The sequence below is a fragment of the Amycolatopsis sp. SID8362 genome (genome assembly GCF_010550475.1).
In the GTDB taxonomy this organism is placed as follows: Bacteria; Actinomycetota; Actinomycetes; order Mycobacteriales; family Pseudonocardiaceae; genus Amycolatopsis; species Amycolatopsis eburnea.
On record NZ_JAAGNB010001837.1, the window covers coordinates 1 to 4,040 of the forward strand.

The 4,040-nt window shown below is 70.3% G+C and carries 4 protein-coding genes and 1 pseudogene; all 5 read right to left on the reverse strand.

What is annotated here, in order from left to right:
• A pseudogene (locus G3I65_RS55965) lies at positions 1-269 on the reverse strand (hypothetical protein); the annotation flags it as partial.
• Positions 270-414: 145 nt separating this feature from the next.
• Positions 415-1,200 (reverse strand): DUF5336 domain-containing protein, encoded by a 786-nt coding sequence (locus G3I65_RS55970; RefSeq protein WP_160704763.1) that lies wholly within the window; start codon positions 1,198-1,200, stop codon positions 415-417.
• 207 nt (positions 1,201-1,407) lie between these two features.
• Entirely contained in the window at positions 1,408-2,298 is an 891-nt protein-coding gene (gene sucD, locus G3I65_RS55975) for a succinate--CoA ligase subunit alpha (protein ID WP_160704765.1), read from the reverse strand.
• Position 2,299: 1 nt separating this feature from the next.
• Complete coding sequence (gene sucC / locus G3I65_RS55980; protein ID WP_086865349.1) at positions 2,300-3,469, reverse strand: ADP-forming succinate--CoA ligase subunit beta; 1,170 nt, start codon at positions 3,467-3,469, stop codon at positions 2,300-2,302.
• Positions 3,470-3,601: 132 nt separating this feature from the next.
• A complete protein-coding gene (locus G3I65_RS55985; RefSeq protein ID WP_239072063.1) occupies positions 3,602-3,874 on the reverse strand; it encodes a hypothetical protein in 273 nt (90 codons plus the stop codon).
• Between the last annotated feature and the right edge of the window lie 166 nt (positions 3,875-4,040).

A 4,040-nucleotide genomic window follows, 5' to 3' on the forward strand; every position in this document is an offset into this window, starting at 1 on the left:
TGCCCGCCGAAGCCGAGCTGGACCTGGTGCGCGGCGAGCCAGCCGGGCGCGGCGGCCAGCAGCACGCCGGTGCCGGAGAAGACGGTGCGGTCGGCGGTGAGCGCGACCAGGGTCAGCGCGGTCGCGACGGCGGCGTAGCCGGTGACCAGCGGGCCGAGAGCGGCGGCGAGCAACACCCGCACCCGCGCCGCCCGGGAGAGTCCGACGTCGGGATCGAGGTCGCTCACCGGCTCCTCGCGGGCGTCGGTGAGCAGGTCCATGATCCGCACCCTGACATCCGGGCTGGTCCGACCGGGTGAGCCACGCCGCCGCCGTCGGGAGTGGGGAAGCTAACCCACCCGGTCGAGTAACCCCTGAAGTGCAAAACACCCGCCGTGACACTCAGCGTCACAGCGGGTGTTTCGAGAGACCGCGTCAGTTCGACTTGCCGAAGCCACCGGGCGGGGTGCCCGGGTTGTCCGACGGCGGCTGCTGGAAGAACGAGCCCTGCTGCGGGGCGTACGTGGTGGCCTGCTGCCCCGGCGGCGGCGTGGTCGACGGCGGGTTCGGCGAGCCGTACTGGCCCGGCTGCGAGAACGGCGCCGACGGCTCCCCGGTCTGGGCGACCGGGCCCGGGCCGTGGCCCGGCTGGCCGAACTGCTGACCCGGCTGGCCGTACTGCTGCTGCTGGCCGGGCTGGCCGTACTGCTGCTGGCCGCCGTAGGACGGCGCGGCGGGCTTCGGCGACGGCGGCTTGATCACGTCGTGCTCGATGAGCAGCGCGCCGACCGCGACGGCCATCTGCAGGATCGCCAGGATCAGGATGACGGTGACGATGCCCGGCGTCGTGGGCAGCGCGACCAGCGAGTCCAGGGCGTCGAGCGCGCCGAGCACGCTGAACAGCGCGACGAACGGCAGCGTCTTCGGCCCCTTCGGCAGGGCGTGCAGCCCGGCGAGCAGGCCCGCGACCAGGAGGAAGTTCGTGGCCAGGCCGACGTCGGCGTTGTCGGAGAAGCCCAGGAAGTACTGGACGAGGCCGAAGACCGCGACGACCAGGGCGAGCAGCAGCGGCAGGTTCTGCGGCAGCCCCGCCGGGCCGGAACCCGAGGGCGCCGGGGCCGAGTGCTGCTGCTGGGGGAAGCCACCGGTGGGGGGCGGTCCGGGGGGCTGCTGGCCGCCACCCTGCTGGGGGTAGCCAGGCCCGCCGCTGGGGAAGGTCATCGGATGCACTCCTGTCGGTTCGACCGGCACTCCGGGGCACGCGGGCACCCGGGGGAAGACGAGGCGGCTTGTGTGCGCAGAACGCTAGCGCACTCTCAAGCCCTCAGCCCACCAGACGCGTGAATCCCTCCGGAGGTTTCGTACCCGGACGCAGTAGAGCCGGGCACCTTGTGGGTGCCCGGCTCTACCAGCGGTTACACGCTGTCGTCAGCCGAGGCTGTTGTACAGCTCACGCGCGAGGACGGCGGTCTCGCTCGGGGTCTTGCCGACCTTGACGCCGGCGGCCTCGAGGGCCTCCTTCTTCGCGGCGGCCGTGCCGGAGGAACCCGACACGATGGCGCCCGCGTGGCCCATGGTCTTGCCCTCGGGCGCGGTGAAGCCCGCGACGTAGCCGACGACCGGCTTCGTCACGTTGTCCTTGATGTAGGCCGCGGCGCGCTCTTCGGCGTCGCCACCGATCTCGCCGATCATCACGATGACCTTGGTCTCGGGGTCCGCCTCGAACGCCTCGAGGGCGTCGATGTGCGTGGTGCCGATGATGGGGTCACCGCCGATGCCGACCGCGGTGGAGAAGCCGATGTCCCGCAGCTCGTACATCATCTGGTAGGTCAGCGTGCCGGACTTCGACACGAGGCCGATCTGGCCCGGGCCGGAGATGTCGGCCGGGATGATGCCGGCGTTCGACTTGCCGGGGCTGATCACGCCGGGGCAGTTCGGGCCGATGATCCGGGTCTTGTTGCCCTTCGCGACCGCGTGCGCCCAGAAGTAGGCGGAGTCGTGCACCGGGATGCCCTCGGTGATGACCACGGCGAGCGGGATCTCGGCGTCGATCGCCTCGAGGACCGCGTCCTTGGCGAACTTCGGCGGCACGAAGATGACCGACACGTCGGCGCCGGTCTCCTTGATCGCCTCTTCGACGGTGCCGAAGACCTTGAGGTCCTTGCCCTCGATGGTGACGGTCTGGCCGGCCTTGCGGGCGTTGACGCCACCCACGATGTTCGTGCCGGACTTCAGCATCTTGGTCGCGTGCTTCGTGCCTTCGGAGCCGGTGAGCCCCTGGACGATGACCTTGCTGTTCTCGTTGATGAAGATCGACATCTCACGCACCTGCCGCGGCGAGCTCGGCAGCCTTGTCGGCCGCGTTGTCCATTGTGTCCACCACGGTGACCAGCGGGTGGTTCGCGTCGGCCAGGATCTGGCGGCCCTCGACGACGTTGTTGCCGTCCAGGCGGACGACCAGCGGCTTGCTGGCCTCGTCGCCCAGGATCTTCAGCGCCTCGACGATGCCGTTCGCCACCGCGTCGCACGCGGTGATGCCGCCGAAGACGTTGACGAAGACGCTCTTCACGTCGGTGTCGTTGAGGATGACGTCCAGCCCGGCCGCCATGACCTCGGCCGACGCGCCGCCGCCGATGTCGAGGAAGTTCGCCGGCTTCACGCCGCCGTGCTTCTCGCCCGCGTACGCCACGACGTCCAAAGTGGACATGACGAGCCCCGCGCCGTTGCCGATGATGCCGACCTGGCCGTCGAGCTTGACGTAGTTGAGGTTCTTGGCCTTGGCCTTCGCCTCGAGCGGGTTCTCCGCTTCCTTGTCCACCAGGGCCTCGTGGCCCGGCTGGCGGAAGTCCGCGTTCTCGTCGAGGGTGACCTTGCCGTCGAGGGCGATGATCTTGTCCTGCGGGTCACGGACCAGCGGGTTGACCTCGACCAGGGTGGCGTCCTCGGAGACGAAGGTCTCCCAGAGCTTCACGACGACGTCGGCGGCTTCGTCGATGATCTCGGCCGGGAAGTTGCCGGCCTTCAGGATCTCGAGCGCCTTCGCCTTGTCGACGCCGGCGATCGCGTCGACCGGGATCTTCGCGAGCGCGTCGGGCCGCTCGACCGCGAGCTGCTCGATCTCCATGCCGCCCTCGGAGGACGCCATCGCCAGGAACGTGCGGTTCGCGCGGTCCAGCAGGAAGGAGAAGTAGTACTCGGACGCGATGTCCGAAGCTTCGGCCACGAGCACGCGGCGCGTGATGTGGCCCTTGATGTCGAGGCCGAGGATGGCTTCCGCCTTCTCCTTCGCCTCGTCGGGCGTCTGGGCCAGCTTGACGCCGCCCGCCTTGCCGCGGCCGCCGACCTTCACCTGCGCCTTGACGACGACCTGGTTGCCGATCTGCTCCGCGGCGGTCTTGGCTTCTTCGGGGGTGCTAGCCACCGAGCCCGGCAGAACCGGTACTCCGTGGGCGGCGAAGAGATCCCTCGCCTGGTACTCGTAGAGGTCCACTACTCCAGTCTCCTGACGACACGCCACTGTGGTGGTCCGCGTAACCGGACCGCGCTGTCGGACCAGTCGAGGTTAGCGACCTGCGTGAACGGCGGGGACTCCGCACCTGGTGAAGTCGGTCACCGTGCGCGGTCAGACGGTGTTCCCGCGGTGTGAGACCGCCCACCGGAGGGCGTTTTCCGGCGTGGTGAAGACGGTGAAACCGGTCAGCGCGGCTTCGAGTTCCGCCGACGGCGGGGCGCCGAGGACGCCGATCGCGTCGGGGTCTTCCTGCTCGGCGGTGCGCAGGATCTGCTCTTCGGTGCCCAGGGGTCCGGCGTGGACGACCTCGACGCCTTCGTCGCGCAGGCGCCGGCCCAGCGCGACGGCGGCGGGATCGGGGCGGGTGAACTCGATGAGCAGCACCCGGAGACGGTCACGCGTCACGGCGTCCGCCCGCGGCGGCCAGCCCGGCCGCGATCAGGAGTGCGACCGCGGCGGCGAGGGCGAGCCAGAACCCGGTCGACGGGCTCGCGCCGCCGAGTGTCCCGCCGACGAGCGGGAGTTCCGCGGCGTGCAGGCCGGTGAGGAC